General features: G+C 64.2%; 11 protein-coding genes. 5 read left to right on the top strand and 6 right to left on the bottom strand.

The window, feature by feature from the left end; genetic code table 11:
- Positions 1 to 221 precede the first annotated feature (221 nt).
- Both GQR16_RS19765 and GQR16_RS19760 read left to right on the top strand, forming a co-directional pair.
- Complete coding sequence (locus GQR16_RS19765; RefSeq protein WP_246200874.1) at positions 222 to 791, top strand: acyltransferase; 570 nt, start codon at positions 222 to 224, stop codon at positions 789 to 791.
- Positions 792 to 970: 179 nt separating this feature from the next.
- Positions 971 to 1,933: a hypothetical protein gene (locus GQR16_RS19760; RefSeq protein WP_211373546.1), complete on the top strand. Its 963-nt coding sequence runs from the start codon at positions 971 to 973 to the stop codon at positions 1,931 to 1,933.
- A 21-nt stretch (positions 1,934 to 1,954) separates the two neighbouring features.
- Here the strand turns inward: GQR16_RS19760 and GQR16_RS15580 are convergent, their stop codons facing one another.
- From GQR16_RS15580 to GQR16_RS15560, 5 genes are all read right to left on the bottom strand, one after another.
- A complete protein-coding gene (locus GQR16_RS15580) occupies positions 1,955 to 4,231 on the bottom strand; it encodes a beta-galactosidase (protein WP_157416076.1) in 2,277 nt (758 codons plus the stop codon).
- A 33-nt stretch (positions 4,232 to 4,264) separates the two neighbouring features.
- A complete protein-coding gene (locus GQR16_RS15575) occupies positions 4,265 to 5,185 on the bottom strand; it encodes a carbohydrate ABC transporter permease (RefSeq protein ID WP_170298529.1) in 921 nt (306 codons plus the stop codon).
- 5 nt (positions 5,186 to 5,190) lie between these two features.
- Positions 5,191 to 6,189 carry a carbohydrate ABC transporter permease gene (locus GQR16_RS15570; RefSeq protein WP_211373545.1) on the bottom strand — a complete coding sequence of 333 codons (999 nt, stop codon included), beginning with the start codon at positions 6,187 to 6,189 and terminating at the stop codon, positions 5,191 to 5,193.
- Positions 6,186 to 7,640 (bottom strand): extracellular solute-binding protein, encoded by a 1,455-nt coding sequence (locus GQR16_RS15565; protein WP_170298528.1) that lies wholly within the window; start codon positions 7,638 to 7,640, stop codon positions 6,186 to 6,188. The genes GQR16_RS15570 and GQR16_RS15565 overlap by 4 nt, the downstream gene beginning before the upstream one ends.
- 77 nt (positions 7,641 to 7,717) lie before the next feature.
- Positions 7,718 to 10,669 carry a DUF5107 domain-containing protein gene (locus GQR16_RS15560; RefSeq protein ID WP_170298527.1) on the bottom strand — a complete coding sequence of 984 codons (2,952 nt, stop codon included), beginning with the start codon at positions 10,667 to 10,669 and terminating at the stop codon, positions 7,718 to 7,720.
- A gap of 107 nt (positions 10,670 to 10,776) precedes the next feature.
- Between GQR16_RS15560 and GQR16_RS15555 the strand changes: the two genes are divergently transcribed.
- A complete protein-coding gene (locus GQR16_RS15555) occupies positions 10,777 to 11,715 on the top strand; it encodes an AraC family transcriptional regulator (protein WP_157416073.1) in 939 nt (312 codons plus the stop codon).
- A 179-nt stretch (positions 11,716 to 11,894) separates the two neighbouring features.
- Positions 11,895 to 13,451: an alpha-N-arabinofuranosidase gene (locus GQR16_RS15550; protein ID WP_157416072.1), complete on the top strand. Its 1,557-nt coding sequence runs from the start codon at positions 11,895 to 11,897 to the stop codon at positions 13,449 to 13,451.
- Positions 13,452 to 13,506: 55 nt separating this feature from the next.
- Here GQR16_RS15550 and GQR16_RS15545 read toward each other — a convergent pair whose 3' ends face one another.
- Positions 13,507 to 14,463 carry an aldose 1-epimerase family protein gene (locus GQR16_RS15545; RefSeq protein ID WP_246200884.1) on the bottom strand — a complete coding sequence of 319 codons (957 nt, stop codon included), beginning with the start codon at positions 14,461 to 14,463 and terminating at the stop codon, positions 13,507 to 13,509.
- A gap of 249 nt (positions 14,464 to 14,712) precedes the next feature.
- Here GQR16_RS15545 and GQR16_RS15540 point away from each other — a divergent pair, with 249 nt between their 5' ends.
- The gene (locus GQR16_RS15540) at positions 14,713 to 16,479 is read left to right on the top strand and encodes an ABC transporter ATP-binding protein (RefSeq protein ID WP_157416071.1); all 1,767 of its coding nucleotides are present in this window, start codon (positions 14,713 to 14,715) and stop codon (positions 16,477 to 16,479) included.
- Positions 16,480 to 16,659: the final 180 nt, after the last annotated feature.

Below are 16,659 nucleotides of genomic sequence, written 5' to 3'. Positions count from 1 at the left end.
GACCATGCGGCTCGAAGTCTCACACCGCTCCTCCTCGCCTGCGCCGACATCATCGTTGTCACCCTCGCAACGCTACTCAGAGGCCGTGGTACTGAGAATGGAGCAATCGTCTGCTTTGCTGGACAGAACTCCGATCTGCATGTGTGTGTGCAGGAGCATCCTCCATGTGATCCGGGACTGCCTCCATATCGGTGGCTGGCCGGGGTTACTACCGTGGAAGGGTGGAACAGTTCAATGAAGAATCCGTGCGCCGCGTCGACTTCCTCCCGTGGGAGTACGATGCCGATTCCGCGGAAGGAGCCCGTCAGCGTGAACGGCAGCGCGCCCTCGAAGCTGAAGGGGCGACCATCGGCGCCGGTGTGTTCATCGCACCGAATGCGGCCGTCTATTGCGACAAGCTGACAGTCGGTGATCGAACCTATGTTGCGGCGCTCGCCTACTTGACCGGAGAGCTGACGTTCGGCGCCGACTGCTCCGTGAATCCGTTCGCCGTGGTCCGTGGCGAGATCCAGATCGGCGATGGTGTGCGGATCGGCGCGCACACGTCGATCCTCGGCTTCAACCACCGGATGTCGCCTGATGCCCCCGTCTTCACACAAGGCGTCTTCAGCAAGGGGATCGTCATCGGCGATGACGTCTGGGTCGGCTCCAACGCCACCATCCTCGACGGTGTACGCATTGGCAGCCATGTCGTCATCGCGGCAGGGGCGGTCGTTACGAAGGACGTCGCCGACTGGGCGATCGTGGCCGGCAATCCTGCTCGACAGCTCCGCGATCGGCGCGACGGATGAGCCGGCATCGGACGGCCCCTGGGCTCGAGGGCCGACTCGCCGGATTCGGCCGCGCGCTGCCGGCCCAGGTTGACGACGTCCTCTCCCGCTGCTTCGAGGATGGACGATTCGTTGACCGACCTTTGTCGGCTTCTGGCCCGCTCCCCCCGGCGGTCCGTCCCTGGAGTGACGCGATCGAGTTGGCGCATGTGCTCACCGGGAGAACGCCGCTCGGATTCGAGACTGATGATCTTGCGCGCCGCCTCACCGCCCTTCAAGATCCGGCGACTGGTCTGATTCCTGACGGCGACCTCTCGGACCGTGGGCTGGACAACCCTGCCCGCTACGAACTCGAGCGTCGACCATTCGATGGGTCGGCCAGCTATCACATCCTTAGCGTCGGCTACGCGCTAAAGCTTCTCGGCCGGACGTTCGATCATCCGATCAGGATCGTCCACGGTCTGAGCACTCGCGACTTGGTGGCCGACCTGGAGTCACGAGACTGGGGCGCTCATGCTTGGGCCTCTGGTGCTGCGGTCGACGCGATCGGTACCGCATGCGCTGTCAACATTCGAGACTTCGGGCACCTGTTCGACGACGAGGGGTTTGGTCCGCTGTACGCGCTGCTCGGATGGCTGACCGCGCGGTCAAACGAGACCACGGGCATGTGGGGTGCACGTCAGAAGGACACCGGTTGGCTCCAGCCCGTCAATGGGTTCTACCGGTTGACGCGTGGCACCTACGCCCAGTTCGGCCTGTCACTGCCGCACCCCGAGGCGAGCATCGAAACGGTGCTCACGCACGCCGCGGATCCGTCCCTCGAATCCGGGGACGGCTATACGGCGTGCAACATCCTCGACATCATCCACCCGCTCTGGCTGGCAGCAAGGCAGTCCTCGCGCCGACGTGAAGAGGGAGAAGAGTGGGCGCGTGCGCAACTGGATCGAGCTCTGACCAACTGGAATGACGGCGAAGGTTTCGCATTCGCGCCGCACTCGGATGGGGCCGATAGCGTGCCGGGCCTTCAGGGTACGGAGATGTGGCTGACGATCGTCTGGTTGCTCGCCGACTATCTCGGTGTGTCGGACGGACTCGGCTATCGCCCGGCCGGCGTGCACAACCCGGATCCGCTGGTGAGGATTGGAGCGGTCGACCGGAGCTGAGCTCCGGCCGACCGGTCGCACCTATCTGGCCGGCTCAGTCCATCGGACGGAGACGACGCGCTCAATGTGCTGCACCGCGCAGAGGCGACCCTCGGCCGCGACTCGAGCTTGTGCGGCGGCGTCGAGATCGATCCGACTGTCGGTGGTAATCGGCACGACGTGGAGGGTCAGCTCTGTGCCGGGTGCCAGATCGGTGATGTCCACACGCCAGGGAAGGCCGTCCCAGAACCGGTCGCGAATGACGGTGCCATCGGCGCGGAGCTGCGCGACGTCACCCTCCCAGTCGATGACGAGCTCGACCAGGTCGCCCTGGGCCCGAGCCTCTGTCGTTGGCAGATCGACTCGCCAAACTGCCGCGACCTGGTCGATTTGCGGATCGGTAGGCGCCGACGAACGACCCATGAACTCGCCGTATCGCGCCGGCACGTCGCTTCCGGAACGGACAGCTTCCAATACCAGCGGCGTTGTAACGGGCGCCGACGAGGCGCGCAGAACGATCGGTTCGAAGCTCGATCCCGTCCAGCGGGTCGTGGAGGGCTGCTGCGATGCCCGCACGACGAGGCCATGTGGCTCCCGCCAGACTGCGTCGTCCGATTGGATGAGTTCGTCGCCGAGGTACCAGAGCCGCTCTGCTTGCCGCTCGTCGACGACGAGCACGCGGAGCGCACCATCGGCTACCAGCGACGTCCCGGGCCGGATATCCAATGGTTCCTCGGCGGAAACGACTTCGTCGCTGAACTGGAGACTCGTCGGCGAAGCGAATTGGATACGGGCGGCGATGTCGTCAGGTGCGCGCAGCACGAGCGTCGGGACATCCCCGTCGACGAGGCCGGCGACCGAGGCCGTCGCCCACTCGATCCGTACGCCAGCGATCTCAAGTCGAAGCGGCCATCGGGCGATGAGGCCGCTAGGGATGTCGAGGGGACGATCGGGCACGACGAGCTCATCGCCGCCGAGGTCGATGCGGAACTGGACTTCGGAGGAGCCTGCGAGTGGCTCATGCGGTTGATGCGTGTTGATGAAGAGGAATCCGGTGTCGCCGTCACTGCGGACGGCCCAACGCAGCGATGTCAGATCGTGCACGTCGACCGGGGCGTCATCCGGCAAGGAGCTGTACATCTGCACTAGACGTTCGCCGAAGGCATCGAGGAACGCATTGTGGTCGCGCAAGAGCCCGAGGCTCGCTGATGGGTGGCCTGTTGCGCCGAGCGCAGCCTGGAAGTCGTAGTCGAACCGCGGTAGGTCGTTCGGATAACCGGTCGCGTGGGTTTCCTGCAGGTGGTCGGCAGGGTTGACGCCCCCGGCGTACATGTAGAACCCCTGCCAAGCCGAGCCGTTGCCGATCTTGACGTTCGCGAGAGCGGCGATGTCACGTCCTCGTGCGATCGGCCGCCGGTGATATGCCGTCGCCATACCCCCGCCGAGTTCGCAGGTCGCGGGCGGGAATTCCGGATCAACGGCACGTACCACGATCTCGACGCCCTCTTCACGGAAGTCGCCGCCGACGCCCGGATCGTCCCACTCGTGAGTGAATCGGAAGTGGTCACGGAAGCTGTCGTCCCAGGTCGAGCCTTGACCGGCCCAGAAACCGTCGGCATATCCGCTGTAGAGCGGGAAGACCTCGTGCGGTGGAAGGATCGCGCCGCCCCACCCTGTGGCCGTCCAGATCGGAGCCGATAGTCCGGCTTCGCGTGCCAGGCGTTTGAGGGTGGCGATGTGGTCGGGCTGGTCATACAGTTCGTTCTCGATCTGGATGCCGATGACGCGGCTATCGGGGCCGCAGAAGCGGGCGACCTGTGCCGCGACCTGTTCGTACCAGCCTCGTGCGAGTTCCAGGTACACGGGGTCGTTGGTCCGAGCTGCTGGTGCTGCCTCGATGACCCAATCGGGATGGCCGCCGTTTCGCACCTCGCCATGGCACCAGGGCCCGATGCGCAGGATGACATCGACTCCAACCCGTTCCGCGGTCTCGAGGAACGCGGCGATGTCGAGATCTCCGTCGAAGCTGATGTCACCGCGAACGGGCTCGTGGTGGATCCAGAAGAGGTACGTCGACACCGAGGTGAGTCCGGACGCCACCATCAGGCGCAGGGTTTCCTCCCAACGCGCGCGAGGGATACGGCTGAAGTGAAGCTCGCCCGTCACGGGGAGCGAGGGCCGGCCGTCGATCTCGATCCATCGACTGGTCAGTCGGATCCGGGAATGTGGATCATCCTGGTTGCTCATCGCCGGGTCGATGAGCGGTGGCCGCGAGTCGCGGAGCTGGATCGAGTTCAGGCCAGAGGTTGTGCTGGTCATGTGCGTCCTAGTCAGGTGGGGTCGATTTCGGGCTCAGCCCTTGACGGACGAACCCAGGCCGGAGCCCATGAAGTACTTCTGGGTGAAGAGGAACACGATGACGACCGGAAGCAGGTACAGCACTGCACCCGCAGCCTGAACGGTCACGATTCCCTCTCCGCGGGGGTCCAGATATCCGGCAGCGGTCGCGACCGCGAGCGTGGTGTTCTTCAGGTTGAGCAAGAGTGCCGGCGCCAGGTAGTCGCCCCAAGTCCAGGTGAAGGACAGCAGGAGCGAAGTGAGGATCGCCGGGCGTGCGAGAGGCAGGAAGATGAAGATGTAGCTGCGGAACCAGCCGGCGCCGTCGATGATGGCTGCATCCTCGAGCTCGATCGGGATCGCGCTGAAGAACTGTCGGAACAGGAAGATCAGGTACGGGGTACCCGCGATGCCCCAGAGCACCCAGGGCCAGTAGGTGTTGGTCAGCCCGACGCGCGCGAAGAGGATGTAGGTCGGAATCAGGGTCGCGATCGACGGGATCAGCATGGTGGCAAGGATCACGGTGAAGAGCGCGTTCTTCCCTGGGGCGCGCAGTCTTGCGAACGCGAAGCCGACGGTGGCGCTGCTCAGTGTGGTGAGGACCGCGGTGATCGTCGAGAGGAAGATCGTGTTGATCGTGTACGCGCCGAAGTCGATGCGTGTGACTGCTTCGTAGAAGTTGGACCAGGCCGGCGAGCTGAGGTCGAGGAGCGCGAGCGCTCCTTCGGCGAACTGCTGCTGCGTGGCGACCGACGTCAGGAGGATCCAGATGAACGGGATCCCGAACAGGGCGAGGGCGATGAACACGCCGATGTAGACCCAAACGGAGGCTTTCTGGCCTTCCTGAGGGGTTCGCGAGCGCTTGCGTCGCGGCTTCCGCACGGATGCGGGCGCTTCAAGCGGGGCGATGGGGTTGAGGGTGTCTTGTTGGCTCATGATTATCAGCGCTCGTTCGAGGTGTCGGAGTCGACGTTGTAGTAGACGAACCGCTTGCTCATCTTCTGAATGATGAGGGTGAGCGCGAGGATGAGGATGAAGAACACCCACAGCATCGCGGAACCGAAGCCGAAGCGATGGTTCGTGAAGAACTCGTTGTAGACGTGCACCATGTAGAGCGTGGAGCTCTGCGGCACGAGGGCGGATTGGGCCATCTTGTTGGTCTCGACGAGCAGGAGGGGCTGTACGAGCACCTGCAGGGCGCCGATGATGCCGGTGATCACGAGGAAGTACAGCACTGGCGAGATCATCGGGATCGTGATGTTCCAGATCACGCGCAAGGTTCCGGCGCCGTCGATCTTGGCCGCTTCCTCGAGCTCGGCTGGGACGTCCTGCAACGCCGCGAGGCAGATGATCATGCCACCGCCAAGCCCCCAGAGCGACATGACGATCAGGGCGTAGAAGGAGAGCGGATCGGCGAGCCAGGCCTGCTTCTCGCCGCCGAACAGGACGATCAAGCCGTTGATGAATCCCGCATCGCGGTTGAACATGAGGCGCCACATGATGGCGGTCGCCACGATCGGGACCACGGACGGGAGGAAGAAGATTGCTCGGATCGCTCCGCGTGCGCGAATGCGGCGATTGACGAGGACGGCGAGGTAGAGCCCGCCCACGACGCTCAGCGGAACGACGATGCTCGCGTAGATGAACGTGCGCAGCAGGCTCTGCCAGACGGCGGGGCTCGAGGTGAACAGTTCGACGTAGTTCCGGAGGCCAACCCATCGCCAAAGGGGCGATGCGCCGTCGTAGTTGGTGAAGCTGACGGCGAGCGCGTAGAGGATCGGCGCGAGGGTCAGGAAGATGAAGCCGAGGATCCACGGCGACGCGAAGAGGTAGAACGTGCGTGCACGATAGCGGCGCCAGCCGCGGCCGCGGGTAGAAGTACCCGCGACCGCGGCCGCCGCTGACCGCGACGACACAGTGGTCATCGCTTCGGTGGTCATCCGAGTTGGTCCTTGCCCTGAGCAAGAAGCGGGTCGACCTCGGCCTCGACAGCCTTGGCGATCTCCTCGGCGGTCTTCGTGCCCTGGATGCCGGCCTGGATCTCACGGTCCAGGATGCCGTTCCACTGGGTCGCCGTGATGTAGGGCGAGTCCTGCAGGGGAACGATGTAGTTGACCTCGTCCTTCGCCAGCTCGATGGACTGCTTCTGGTAGGGCTCGTCGGCGGGGATGTTCTCCCAGAGGGACTCGAGCGAGGGAAGTCCCCAGCCGCTGGATGCACGGTCGATCGCGGGCTGGCCGGCCATGAAGTACTCCATGACCTTCCATGCCTGGTCCTTGGCATCGGAGCCGACGGGAATCCATGCGCCGACGGCACCGAGGGCGGGGCTGAGTCGCTCACCGAAGGTGGGAGCGGGTGCCATCGACGAGGTCGCTGCAACCGCCGCGCCGTCTTCGGAGGCGAGGTTGCCGCCGAACCAGAACCCGTCCTTGGTGGTGGCCATCTTGCCGGCGAGGAACGACGGTGCGTCCTGGTTGTCGGGGAGCGGGTTCAGCGACGTGGGTCCGACTTCGGCCTTGCCGTAGTCAATGAACCACTGGATGGCGCGCTGCGCCTCGGGCGACTGCAGGTCGATGGTCGTCAGGTCGTCCGAGAAGACCTGTCCACCCTGCTGCTGGACCATCGTGTTGAGGATTCCAGCGATACCCCACTGCCATTCGATGCCGAGCGGCATCTCGACGCCGGCAGCCTTGAGCTGCTTCGCGGTCTCGAGGACATCGTCCCAGCTCGCCGGCTCCGTGGTGCTCAGCGGTTCGACGCCAGCGGCCTCGTAGATGGCTTCGTTCTGCCAGAGGGTGTTGTCGGGGCTGAAGTCCTTGACGATGCCGTACCGGGGGCCATCGCCCTGCTTCTTGCCATCCCACCGCCAGAGGTCGTTGACGGGGAGGAGGTCGTCCTCCTTGATGACCTTGCTCTTCGCGATGTAGTCGTCGAGGGGAGCGGCGAGGCCGCGCGCGAAGAGGTTGGCGCTCGGGCTGCCACGGACGAAGTCCGGCGGGTCACCGGCGGTGAGCATGGCGTTCAGTCGGTTCTCGTCGTATTCGAGGAACTCGATCTTGATGTCGGGGTTGTCGGCCTCGAAATCGGCGATGTAGTCCTCGGTGAACTCGTTGACCGCATACATCACCGTGACGGTGGTGGTGCCGCCTGCGTCTCCACCGGCGCCACCGGCAGTACAGCCGGTCAGGACGACTGCGGAGGTGAGTGCGAAGGCGCCTACGGCGAGGCGGACGCGGGGGTGTTTGGACATCGGTGTCCTCTTTCCGATCGGGGTATCTGATTGCGTTTCGGATTGGTGCTTGGAGCTGCCGTCGAGCATGTGGGCGAGGCGAGGCGACTCGAACGCGGGACGTTCGTTGTTGCTACGCATCTGCTGTTCCACGATGAACACAAGGTGACGATACGTCCGCGCGAGGACGGCCCGGCAGAACGATCCTGCGCCCGCATATGGACGAAACGACGTTGTCATCACTCGGACCTTGAAAACAGGAGTAGGTCGGGGAGACTCGTGGCGAAATAGTCCACCTCACCGTTGGCGCGACGAGCCACGGGGGCCTCGTAGAGCGGCCGGCCTTCGCCGAGGCTCAGGGGCGGTTCCGCGATCGGCAACCCAAGCGCTGTGCGCGCGCGATCCCAGGCGCCAAGAACTCGACCTTCGCCGCCTTCCCAGGGCTGGAAGTTTCGCTCCTGCAGTAGCTCGAGCGCGGCGTCGGGGCGACCGGTGCTGACGAGCAATTCGGCATACTCGACGATCAGGTCGTCACGCTCCTCAACTACCTCGAAGCGCTCGGACAGGCGCGCGAGGCGTTGTTCGTCGGTTTCGCCCAGGCGCACGGCGAGTTGATCCCGTTCGAAGAGCAGGCGGGCGTCGGAAGGATCGATCTCGATGGCCCTATCGTAATGTTCGACCGCGCGAGCGTCGTCATGGGCGACGTTGTAGCTCGCGAGGCCAGCATTGCGATGCAGGAGTGAATCCTTGCCACCTGCACGAATCGCGGCTTCCCAGAGTTGGAGAGCGTCCGCCCGGCGGCCTGCGTCGAACAGGAGCATACCCAGCAGCGATGAGGCCACCGGGTCGTTCTCCGCGCGAACGGCCGCGACGAGCGCATCATGGTCGTCGAGCCCAGCGGGGAAGCACCATCGGCGATCCGCAGATCGCGCAAGGGCACGTTCGGTCGTCGCTTCCTCGGCACGTCCGAGGCGATCGAGGATCGCGGCGCGGTGGTAGTGCGCGAGCGGCATGCCGTTCCCGGAACCGGTCGGACCGATCTCTGTCGCCGCGGCCAGTACCTGGAGAGCGCCGTCGTCGTCCCCCGCGTGGACGAGCTCGAGCCCAACATCCAGGGCTGTGGGTCCGTCAGCCGGCAAGCGTCCACTTGCGAGGAAGGTCAGGGTTGGATTCAGATGCTCTTCGTTGAGCAGCTTTGAAAGTGCGGAATCTGCCTCGGTGAGGCGGTCCAGCCGGCGAAGCAGGACGACGCGGAGGACGCCGCGGCGGCGATCGTCGGGCGCGACAGCGTCGAGTTCGTCCAGGTCGTGAAGAGCTGCCTCGTACCTGCCCTCGCGGGCGTACTGGCGTGCCATCTCTAGTCCCGCCGGTGCCACGAATGGGGCGTCCCATGCGGCTTTGGCGAATGCCGCGTGGGCAGCGTGCTGGTCTCCACGCCGTGACTCGATCAGGCCGAGCAGGTAGAGCGTCTCGGCGTTCCGGGGGTTGCCATTGAATTCGGTCACTCGGGTGAGCGCCCGCTTCACGTACCCGCTGGCGATGTCGTATTCACCAGCCCGGAACGCCAGTTCGGCGAGCCCGGTCAACACGCGTGAGTCCGAAGGATCGCGACGGAGCGCTTCGGTCCAGTACGGGAGCGGTGAGCGGCTCGGGTGACGGTACTGGACCAGGTGCAGGCCGATGAAGTACAACTCATCGACGCTACCGACCTCGCTAGGCGCTGGTGGCGCTTTTGCGGTCCACGGCTCGGCTGATCCGTCGACCTCGACGGGTGCCAGCCATTCCACGAGCGTGGCCCCGATCGCGCTCTCGAGCCGAACGGCCATGCCCTCCTCGTACGTGAGGGGGAACTCCTCGTGCCACGCGACACCGGGCGTCAGGTCCGAGGACAGTTCGACGACCCGTTCGCCGTCCTTGCTTAACACGACCAGTCGGGCGGCGGGCTGGGGACTGGTGACGGCGACCGCTGCGGAGAACTGCGCACCCCGCTCGACATGGATTGCTGCTTCTGGGGAAGCCTCATGCGCGACTCCGATGGCGGGAATCGGGTACCAGTACTGACTGAACCGCTTCGACTCGCCGGGCGCGAGCCACGAAAAGTCGGGCTGGTTATCGGTGTAGACGCCCGCCATCAACTCCACGTAGGGTCCGTCGGCATCGGTCAGCAATCGGTCCCAAGCCTGCCCGAATGGGGCATTGCCCCAGGTCCACTGCTTCTTGCCGGGCGCGACCCGCCGGTCCGCCCAGTGCACGAACCCGGCACCGACCTGGTGGTCAAAGCCACCGAAGAACTCGTGATCGGTATCCACGACCATGTAGGAGGTCGGCACGGGGATATTGCGGTAAAAGTCGAGCCGGTCGGCGCCGGGCGTATCGCGAGCCCGCTCTTGGTAGTCGACTCCGTAGTAGGGCCGGTCCGCCTGCGGGAAGGCGGTGATGGCGCGACGTGCATGGTCCGCGACGTATCGGACATCTTCGGGGAAGAAGGACTGGTAGTCGTCGTGGACGCGAACGGCCACGTTCGCCCACCAGAGAAAGGTCTGCGACAGGCTCGTGCGGTTGTGCACCCGGACGTCAAGACGGATGGTCGAGCTTCCGGCGCTCAGGTGAATGCCATGGGTGCCGCGCATCCGAGCGAACGGGTCGTGGTCGCTGCACCAGACGGTGACACTTCCATCGTCATGGGTCTCGATCGTCGAGTCCACGGGGAGGAAGGTGGCGGGTCGGTGGTGTTGCGGCCAGTTGAACTCGACGCCGCCACTCATCCAAGATCCCGCGAGTCCCACGAGTGCAGGCTTGATGACGTTGTTGCGGTAGAAGAAGTCGTAGTCCGTGGTCTTGTCGTAGGCGACGTGGATTCGTCCGCCGAGCTCCGGCAGGATCATGACGCGGATGTACTGGTTCTCGACGTGGATCGCGTTCCATCGGCGCAATGTGGGGACGGAATCAATGCGCTCAGTGAAGGGCAACGGATAGACCCGTCCGCTAGATCCCTGGTACACCCGCTGGTCGAGATACATCGGGAACGTCGACGGATCGTGCGGCTCGTAGGTGGGGATCTCTACCGGCTCGTACCAGGCGATGGCATTTCCAGCTTCGAGGGAAGCGCGAAGCTCGGTCGGCGTCTCGGGGAGCGTGAACGGCAGCGTCGCCTCGGTGGCTACGGATCTAGCGGTGGTTTCGATGGTCATCGGTTCCTCAGGGTTCAACACGACGTCGCCAACGCAGTTGCGCGGCGGCGAGCACATATGAATGAAGGTACGGCGGAGACCATCGCCGGAGTAGGACGATCAACGCGATGAAGATAGACGAACCGCTGATCGCAAGGAGGGGTTATCCTGTGGCCGTGTACTTGCAAGAAGGGTTTCTCGGCCAGCGCCTCCGGGTACTCCCGCGCCCCGTAGTCAAGGAAGCGCAAAATCATCCAATCGTCCGTCGTTTCCTCGTGACGGACGCTGGCTACTTTCCACACGCCGCGGAGCACGGACGCGCTCGGGCCCACGGCGCTCGGGAGACGGTCGTGATGGTCTGCACGGATGGCGCTGGGTGGGTGGAGGTTGACGGCTCAGGTCCGCAACGCGTTGAACGCGGCGATGCGGTGGTGCTGCCGCCTCGAGTCCGACATCGATATCAGGCCGACCGACAGGATCCATGGACGATCTGGTGGGCCCACGTGACGGGTGATGACGCCGATGACTTCGTGTCCGTGATCCTGAAGGACGGCGCGAGCCCGGTGGTGGCGCTTCGCGATGTCTATTCGGCGGTCCAATCGCTTGAAGAAGTGGTCGGGGCTCTCGAGGAGGACGAGTCGATGCCGATGCTGGTGGTCGCCGCTGGCGCGGCCTGGCGCGTGCTCACCCAGATCACGGCTAGCCGTATGCAAGGGGCGGGACCCGGAAATGATCGGATCCGCCATGTGCAGGAGTACCTGCGCAACAACCTGGACACGACATTCTCGGTCCCGGAACTGGCCGCGATGGCCGGCCTCAGCACCTCGCATTTCTCGGCGCTCTTCCGCACCGCGGCCGAAGTCTCGGTGAAGGAGTACCTGAAGCGACTGCGAAGCGCGCGTGCACGCGAGCTCCTCTTGACCACGGAACTCCCGGTCACGCAGATCGCGAACGCCGTCGGGTACGACGATGCGCTGTACTTCTCTCGCCAATTCCGAGCCGTGAATGGGGTGAGTCCGACGCAGTTCCGTCAACAGGCAGATTTCGAGTCTTTGGCGCCGGCCTGATCGGGCGACGCCGCCCTTCGCGCACGGCCATGGCTGGACTCGGGCTCTCCACAGGGACATTCGTGTGATCCGTGCTGGACGAACTGGCGATGGCGCCTGAACTCTCCCACCTCACTTGCCGGGTGTCGCAGACTGTCGGAAAAACTTGTCGCAGCTCTTCCGACACGCAAGGACCAATGATGACGACCGGCACCCCGAAACCAGACCTGCCTTCACTTCGGGCGGTGATCAATTTTGATCTCCCGGGCCCGACCATCAGTCGGCACGTGTACGGGCATTTCGCCGAACACCTCGGCCGTTGCATCTACGACGGATTCTTCATCGGTGACCGCGGCGACGTCCCCACCGAGGGCGGCATCCGCCTCGACGTTGTGGAAGCGTTACGTGCGCTGCGCATCCCGAACCTTCGCTGGCCCGGTGGCTGCTTCGCCGATGAGTACCACTGGCATGACGGAGTCGGGCCGACCCAGAACCGACCCACGATGGTCAACTCCAATTGGGGTGACGTGGTGGAGGACAACAGCTTCGGGACCCACGAATTCATGGCGCTCTGTGAGCTCTTGGATGCGGAGCCGTACATCTCGGCGAACGTCGGCAGCGGCACTGCGCGTGAGGCTGGCGAGTGGATCGAGTACCTGACGCGCTCGGATGACAGCCCCATGGCCCGCCTACGCCGCGAGAACGGGCGAGACGAACCGTGGAAGGTGCGGTTCTGGGGACTCGGAAACGAGCCTTGGGGGTGCGGCGGTCGGTTCGGGCCGAAGGCGTACGCCCAGGTGGCGCGAACGTTCGGCACGTACAGCCGCGACCACAACGGCAACAAGCTCTATCGCATCGCGGCCGGCGCCTCGACTGATGACTATCAGTGGACCGAGGTGCTCATGCAGGAGCTCGGGTTCGCGATCGGGTCAGGCGAAGCGACCGGCCCCGGCGTAGGCGCGTACGACGCCATCTCGTTCCACTACTACACGTTGCCTGGCACATGGGCGCAGAAGGGCAGTGCGACCCAGTTCGATACCGAGGAGTACTACCGCACGCTCGCCGAAGCGACGCGTATCGAGACGCTGCTGGCAGGCCACTCAGCCATCATGGATGCCTACGACCCCGGCAAGACGATCGGCCTCGTGCTCGACGAATGGGGCACGTGGTTCGACGTCGAACCGGGCACGAACCCGGGCTTCCTGTACCAGCAGAACACGTTGCGCGATGCGATCGTCGCAGGAGTGCATTTCGATGCCTTCCACCGGCACGCTGATCGACTGACGATGGCGAACATCGCTCAGACCGTGAACGTCTTGCAGGCGATGATTCTGACCGATGGTGCTGCGATGGTGCTCACCCCGACCTATCACGTCTTCGAGATGAACAGCGGCCATCAGGATGCAACTTCGCATTCGGTCGATCTCCTTGATGAGGTGCCATCGGTCCTCTCCGGCGAACGCGCGGTGCCACACATCAGCACTTCGGCAAGTTCCAAAGACGGTCAGGCGCTCATTTCGATCACCAACGCCCACGCGACGGACTCGGCCTGGCTCGAGTTCGAGCTGCGCGGAGCCAAGGTCGCCGGCGTGGCGGGAAGGATTCTCACCGCGCCGACTCTGCAGGCACACAACTCCGTCGACGTCGGCGACGCTGTCTCGCCTCGACCGTTCGAGGACGTGCGAATGAACGGAACGACGCTGCTTGTGCGCGTGCCTCAGCACTCATTCGTGACCGTCCAACTCGAACTGGACTAGGCAGGAGAAGCTGACGCATGTCGCCGCCGTTGGCTCTGACGACGGCGACATGCGTCTAGGCGGTGACCCGCCCGATCCTCCATTGCGTGGAGAAGGTCGCGCCTGGCTCGAGCGTGATCAGGTCGACTTTGGAGTTCAGCGCGTCGGGCGGGCACGTCATGGGCTCCACCGCGACGGCATGACGCCGATCTAGCGGGTCCGCTGCGTCAGCCGTGTAGATCTGGAGCCATCGCGCAGAACCGTCACACTCCAGTTCGACGCCGAACCCACGCCGGTCTGTGACTCTCACCCGCGTATTGCCCGCGCTGTCGCGGCGAAGGCCGCCGAACGCATGGTTCAGTTCGGTCTGTCCGATCTCTCGCCGCTCACGGAAGTCGAGGATGCCGCCGCGAGCTGCGACACTCTCGACCGCGATCGGGAGGAGCCGATACGACGAGACCTTCATGACCAGGTCTGCGGGCAGTTCGAGGAACCACTGGTCTACCGCACCAGGGAGGACGGGGCCGGCGGCGAGATACGGGTGACCGCCTACTCCGAGTGGAGCCGCCTCGCGTGAGTTGTTCGTCGCGAGTACACGTTGCGTGAGCCCGTCGGCGTCGAGAACGAATGAGACTTCGAGGTCCACTCGCCACGGATAACCGGGTTGCGCCTCGATCGCGCCAGCGAGAGTCACGTAGTTCTCGTCCCGACTCACGATGGTGAAGTCCTGCCAGGCGACCAGGCCATGAGCGGCGTTCTCGCGATCGAGTTCGTTGACCGGCAATTGGTGGACGTCGCCGCCGAACTCATAACGGCCGTGGGCCGTCCGGTTCGGCCAAGGTGCCAAGAGTGCACCGCGCATGGCGGGTCGCATGACGTCTGCATCGTACGGAACGATCAAATCGCCGTGGTCGTCCTGCAGCACCCGAACTGACGCACCGACCGACGCGATGACAGCTTCGTATCCCGCGGCGCGGATTCGGTACTGAGTTCCGGAAATGGCCGTAGGCCCGCGCTCGACCATGTGCTTCATCACGTGCCCAGTTTCGCGGCTACGTTCTGATCTGTTGAAGCACGAACGGATGAAGGCGGGAGGACGATCCTCTGATCGAGGCGGATGCAAGATTTCCTCGATCAGTGGGGCTCAGTCGAGCATCACTCGTCACCCAACACGTTTCATGTGCCCTTCCGATACGACGGCAGTCACGCGAAGGATGAACGTCCATGTTTCTCCGTGATCTGGCCATGTCACTCGCCCGTAGGTGCGCCTACCGTGTACCGGATGAGCACCGCGCACCCGCCCGAGGACGTGCACCTCGACACCACACGCCCGGGCTCCTCACTGATCGGTCTCCTCCGGCCATTTCGCGGCCGTCTCATTGGAATCTCCGCGATCTTCTTGGTCAAGGACAGCCCGATCTGGCTTCTCCCCGTGATCACCGCTCGCGCCGTGGATATCGTCGTCGCGGAAGGACCGTTGTCGTCGATCGGCGTCCTCGCGATCGTAAGCGCCGTCCTGTTACTGCAGGTATATCCCATGCACGTGCTGTTCACGCGGCTGTACATGGGCATCGTCCGACGGATTGCAGTGACCCTTCGCAATGCCGTGACGATGCGGCTGCAGACCCTCTCCATCGGGTACTACGGCCGCACTAGCGCGGCGGTGATGCAGAGCAAAGTCGTGCGAGACGTCGAAAACATCGAGCTCATGTACGGGCAGGTCGGCAACCCGCTGGGATCGGCGATCGTCGTCTTCTGCGGGGCCATCACGATGACGGCTCTCACGGTTCCGCAGTTCCTTCCCGTCTACGTGTTCGCGATTCCCTGCGGCATCGGTGTCTGGTGGATCATGCGACGTCGATCGCACCGCACGAACGAGGCATTCCGACTACAGATGGAACGTTATTCGCGACGCGTCGGTGAAATGGCGACGCTCATGCCGATCACCCGCGCGCACGGGCTCGAACACGTCGCTTACGACCGTGTCGCTGAGGACGCAGAGGGAGTGCGAGAACGTGGGCTGAGCCTGGATATGGTCAACGGCCATTTTGGCGCCCTCAGCTGGGTAGTCATGCAATTGCTCGCAGTCGGTTGCCTCCTGACGGCCGGCGCGTTGTCCATCGCGCATGTGCTTCCGATCAGTCCCGGTGATGTGGTCCTGCTCGGCACGTACTTCACGACTCTGACGGGCACTGTGATGACCGTGCTCAGCTTCATGCCGATCATCGCTCGCGGTCGCGAGTCCGTGCGATCCATCGCGGAAGTGCTGCACGAGCCGGACCTGGAGCTCAATGAAGGCAAGCAGCAGATAGCCGACATCTCCGGCCGCTACGAGCTGGAGCACGTCAGCATGGTCTTCCCAGGCGAACCGCGCGCCGCCCTCGCTGGAGTGGACCTCACTGTAGAGGCGGGCGAGACGGTGGCGTTCGTTGGCGCTTCCGGATCGGGCAAATCGACCCTCATCAACTCCATCCTCGGATTCATCCGCCCAACGTCGGGGCGCATCATGCTCGACGGACAGAACATGGACGAACTCGACATGCGAACCGTGCGGCGGCGGATCTCCGTCGTGCCTCAAGAGTCCGTCCTGTTCGAGGGCTCAATTCGCGACAACATCACATACGGCCTCGGGCAGGTCACCGACGAGGAAGTCCATGAAGCGCTCACCCAGGCGAACGCGATCGAAATCGTCGACGCACTGCCAAACGGATGGCACACATTGGTCGGAGAGCGAGGGGCGCGCCTCTCCGGCGGACAGCGACAGCGCATCTCCATTGCTCGAGCACTCATCCGCAACCCGCGCGTCCTGATTCTGGACGAAGCCACGAGTGCGCTCGACTCGGAATCAGAGCTGAAGGTGCAAGATGCTCTCGACCGACTGATGCGCGGACGCACCACTTTCGTCGTGGCGCATCGTCTGTCGACTATCCGCAACGCGGACCGCATCGTGGTTCTTGAGCGCGGCCGTGTGGTCGAAGTGGGCGCGCATGATGAGCTCGTCGCGGCTGGCGGCCGCTATCAGCAGCTCTGGCAGATGCAATACCGCTAGCCCCAAGCGTGGAGAGCTCAGCATGGTGAAGTGCGGATCTGCGGCGTAAGCTTCGAACATACATTCGAATCTCAGGAGGCTTTCTGATGTTCCTGGCTGCCGATGCGGAGCCTGTCTCAGTGTGGCTCGATGCCGCCGGGCTACCGTCGCGACTCGTCTACCGAAGCATTCGATATCGCG

This window comes from Agromyces allii (genome assembly GCF_009749385.1).
Classification (GTDB): domain Bacteria; phylum Actinomycetota; class Actinomycetes; order Actinomycetales; family Microbacteriaceae; genus Agromyces; species Agromyces allii.
Note: the sequence above shows the minus strand (reverse complement) of the source record. Positions and strands in the feature narration are given on the sequence as shown.

Excerpts from the sequence above, each read along its gene's own strand:
- GQR16_RS15580 (WP_157416076.1), bottom strand. The coding sequence starts at position 4,231 with ATGACCAGCACAACCTCTGGCCTGAACTCGATCCAGCTCCGCGACTCG.
- GQR16_RS15575 (WP_170298529.1), bottom strand. The coding sequence starts at position 5,185 with ATGAGCCAACAAGACACCCTCAACCCCATCGCCCCGCTTGAAGCGCCC.
- GQR16_RS15570 (WP_211373545.1), bottom strand. The coding sequence starts at position 6,189 with ATGACCACCGAAGCGATGACCACTGTGTCGTCGCGGTCAGCGGCGGCC.
- GQR16_RS15560 (WP_170298527.1), bottom strand. The coding sequence starts at position 10,669 with ATGACCATCGAAACCACCGCTAGATCCGTAGCCACCGAGGCGACGCTG.
- GQR16_RS15555 (WP_157416073.1), top strand. The coding sequence starts at position 10,777 with ATGAAGATAGACGAACCGCTGATCGCAAGGAGGGGTTATCCTGTGGCC.
- GQR16_RS15550 (WP_157416072.1), top strand. The coding sequence starts at position 11,895 with ATGACGACCGGCACCCCGAAACCAGACCTGCCTTCACTTCGGGCGGTG.
- GQR16_RS15545 (WP_246200884.1), bottom strand. The coding sequence starts at position 14,463 with ATGAAGCACATGGTCGAGCGCGGGCCTACGGCCATTTCCGGAACTCAG.
- GQR16_RS15540 (WP_157416071.1), top strand. The coding sequence starts at position 14,713 with ATGAGCACCGCGCACCCGCCCGAGGACGTGCACCTCGACACCACACGC.